3 protein-coding genes and 1 pseudogene are annotated in these 3,168 nt (G+C 51.9%); 2 read left to right on the plus strand and 2 right to left on the minus strand.

The features are described 5' to 3' along the window. Window positions 1-130: 130 nt before the first annotated feature. Window positions 131-496 carry a VOC family protein gene (locus AACY44_RS27440; RefSeq protein ID WP_074854388.1) on the minus strand — a complete coding sequence of 122 codons (366 nt, stop codon included), beginning with the start codon at window positions 494-496 and terminating at the stop codon, window positions 131-133. Between the two features lie 69 nt (window positions 497-565). On the opposite strand from AACY44_RS27440, the gene AACY44_RS27445 reads away from it, so the two are divergent. Both AACY44_RS27445 and tnpC read left to right on the plus strand, forming a co-directional pair. Continuing rightward, window positions 566-1,255 carry a helix-turn-helix transcriptional regulator gene (locus AACY44_RS27445; protein WP_339428423.1) on the plus strand — a complete coding sequence of 230 codons (690 nt, stop codon included), beginning with the start codon at window positions 566-568 and terminating at the stop codon, window positions 1,253-1,255. Window positions 1,256-1,798: 543 nt separating this feature from the next. After that, window positions 1,799-2,335 (plus strand): annotated as a pseudogene (gene tnpC, locus AACY44_RS27450) (IS66 family transposase); the annotation flags it as partial. An 83-nt stretch (window positions 2,336-2,418) separates the two neighbouring features. On the opposite strand, the gene AACY44_RS27455 reads toward tnpC, so the two are convergent. After that, window positions 2,419-2,949, minus strand: coding sequence for a glyoxalase superfamily protein (locus tag AACY44_RS27455; protein WP_145187290.1), 531 nt, complete (start codon window positions 2,947-2,949; stop codon window positions 2,419-2,421). Window positions 2,950-3,168 lie beyond the last annotated feature (219 nt).

Genomic DNA, 3,168 nt, shown 5'->3' on the forward strand with positions numbered 1-3,168 from the left:
AGCGTCCGGCGAACTCACGGCAAAGCGAAACTGACGGACAGTGTATGCGTGCGTCCGTTTCGCTGGCTTTGTCATGACCGAAGCAAGCAAGGCGTGGACTTTTCTTCAGTCCCATACCCAGAATCAAAAGTCAGTCAGGCATGCACACGCGTAATCGATGACCATCGGGATCAAGTGCAACGAATGTCAGTCCAAATACAGCATGGTGGAGCGATTGCTCAATGTCGAAGCCCTTAGCTGTCCATTGTTGATGGAGACTCTCGACCTGGACTTCCGTCTCAACCAGAAAGGCAACTTCGCTACGATTACCGCTGCCTCCACTTTTGAAGTCCTTGGCGCCAGTCGACCAGAGGCCCAGAGCTGTACCATTATCAAGCAGAAATGATACATAACTGGGGAATGCAGATTGCGCCTTCCGGTCAAGCAAACTTTCGTAGAAAACGCGGCTTTTCTGAGGATCTTTTACATACAACAGGAACAAGTTTGGGCTTTTCATGAGATGTCCTCGAATGTCGAAGCTCACATGCTATTCGACTCTGCTGACAAAAAATGTCAGCATTGATGCATGACCCGCACTGAACGGCTTCTTTCCCTTGTACAAATTTTGCGCGCATGCCGTCATCCAGTGACCGGAAGGAGGCTTGCGCAAGAGCTGTCAGTAAGTCTGCGTACGGTGTACCGTGATATGGCCACGTTGCAAGCCCAAGGCGCCGACATTCGGGGTGAGGCAGGCATTGGATACATCCTACGCCCAGGGTTCATACTTCCGCCTCTCATGTTCAATGAACAAGAACTTGATGCACTGATGCTCGGCATGCGTTGGGTAGCACAGCAACCTGATACATCGTTAGCTCAAGCGGCGCTCGATGTGCTGTCAAAAGCAGAAGCCGTACTACCGCCATCCGTTGCTGATAGATTGTTCAAAACGGCATTATTCGCTGCATCCCGTAAATCTCGCGATGCATACGGTTTCGACGCTAAGCGCTTACGCGATGCCATACGGCATGAGAAAAAAATTCGCATAGTTTATGTGAGTAAAGAATCCGTCGAGACGGAGCGTACCGTCTGGCCAATGGGTGTTGGCTACTTTGAAGGCATGGAAATCCTAGCTGCATGGTGTGAATCTCGCAGAGACTTCAGGCACTTCATATTGAATCGAATTCAATCCCTGATACTCCTCAATGATGGCTTTAAAAACCAAGGAGGTTGGCTGTTGGCTATGTGGCGAGACTCGCATTTGGATGTAGCCCCGTGACCAATATTGGTGAATTAGGCTTTGATAAATCAGGCCAGCCCCACTGATGCGGGAGAGCAGTTGCCCAATCTCACTGGCTCGCTGCGTAACGACCCTGCGAAGAGCCAGTTCTTACGTCCAAGAGCCCACGGGCCGACTTGGTTGTCGGGTAGTCAGACGCGGTTACCCGCGTCCAACCCCCCTAATAACCGTGCATGCGAGTTTCCCAGCACACGACTCAAGCCTCTACAAAGGCACTTTTAAGTACCCGGCTATACCTCTTTGACATTGGCGTACTGCTGATCTCTGGGGCAACGCAGATGGTAGATCTCAAGATTGACTGCGGCGTCCGTCCGTAAGCGCCCGGCGAAGTCACCTACCAATCCCCTGCAATAAGGGCGATGTTCTCCACTTAAAAATACGTGGACACCATTGCCCTAATCATCAGGATCGCCATGCGCCAAAGAACCTCTGTAAGCGTCTGCCCAACTCACGTTGCGTAAGTCAGACAGATACCCACTGATGCGGCAGCAGTTGGTCGATCTCACTCGCCCGTTGCGTCGGCATGCGCGCCGCAAGTTCTTCGACTTGCATATCGCCAATAAAAGCCAGTTGGCGGAACAGGCTCTTCACTCGATTGGCGGACTGTACGAAGTCGAGCGAAACGCCAAGGAAATGAGCGACGAAGATCGCTGGCGATTACGCCAGGAAACAGCGGTGCCCATCGCCGAAAAACTGCATGAGTGGATGCTGGCCCAACGCGAACTTGTGCCCGAGGGTTCGGCTACGGCCAAGGCTCTGGATTACAGCCTCAAACGCTGGATAGCGCTGACGCGCTACCTGGAAGATGGTGCTGTGCCCATCGACAACAATCAAATCGAGAACCTAATCCGGCCGTGGGCTCTTGGCCGCTCGAATTGGTTGTTCGCAGGCTCGCTACGCAGTGGCAAACGTGCCGCAGCGATCATGAGTTTGATCCAGTCTGCGCGACTCAATGGGCATGATCCATATGCATACCTGAAGGATGTACTTACACGCCTGCCGACGCAACGGGCGAGTGAGGTTGATCAGTTGTTGCCACATTGGTGGACGCCTACCTAACCACGTAAGTGGATTTAGGTAGGCGCTATTCCGCTAGCTATAGGATCCGAGACGGATCAGATCCAATCTAGCGTCCAGCGGATTCAGCTTTGGCAGAATCTTATCCGATTACCGAAAGGGTCATAAACCTCCAGAACCTGCCCCCATCCCTGCTGGACAATATCCGGACGACCGTATCCGTACCGTTTGCCAAGTAGCTCATCACGAAGCATTTCGATATTTTGCATCGGAACAAATATCGTCGACCCTGGACTGGCATCACCATGATGTTCGGACAAGTGGAGCTGTAACCCGTTTCGATTGATCCCTAAATACAGCGGTAGATCCGCTTCGAATCGGTGCTCAAACTCGACGCTGAAGCCCAGAAAATCAATATAAAACTCGCGGGCCTTGGTTTCGTCAAATATTCGCAATATGGGAATTGCTTTGTCGAATGTTACAGCGGGTTGAGGATTTTCATCCGGAAGCATCGCTGATGCTACGTTCCAGTCCTTATAGCCCAGTTGCTGTGCCACCAGTTCGAGTGCAACGGAGTGCGACACTTCCTGATTGCGCTTCTCCAACGAAGCACGCAGGCTCTTGGCCATCTGTTTGGCTTTCTGGATTGAAGACATTATTTCTCCTGGAGTCGAAGCATTTTGGTGCTCGCCTTGCCAAACCTCGACCATCAAGAGAGATACGATGTGGTTTGTAAAAATATGCTTTCACCTTTCCTTTACGGAGCGAGCGGCTGGCAGCATCGGCCAGCCCTGATAATACACAACCACTAATAAAGGCGAAAGTTTGTGCCAGCAGGCCGCGTAAAATCACGCAAGGTGGGTTAACCGGGCGCA

This window comes from Pseudomonas sp. RA_15y_Pfl1_P11 (assembly GCF_963970975.1).
In the GTDB taxonomy this organism is placed as follows: domain Bacteria; phylum Pseudomonadota; class Gammaproteobacteria; order Pseudomonadales; family Pseudomonadaceae; genus Aquipseudomonas; species Aquipseudomonas tritici.

What these genes read in the sequence shown, in the direction of transcription:
- AACY44_RS27440 (WP_074854388.1), bottom strand. Translation starts at nt 496, where the DNA reads ATGAAAAGCCCAAACTTGTTCCTGTTGTATGTAAAAGATCCTCAGAAA.
- AACY44_RS27445 (WP_339428423.1), top strand. Translation starts at nt 566, where the DNA reads ATGACCCGCACTGAACGGCTTCTTTCCCTTGTACAAATTTTGCGCGCA.
- AACY44_RS27455 (WP_145187290.1), bottom strand. Translation starts at nt 2,949, where the DNA reads ATGTCTTCAATCCAGAAAGCCAAACAGATGGCCAAGAGCCTGCGTGCT.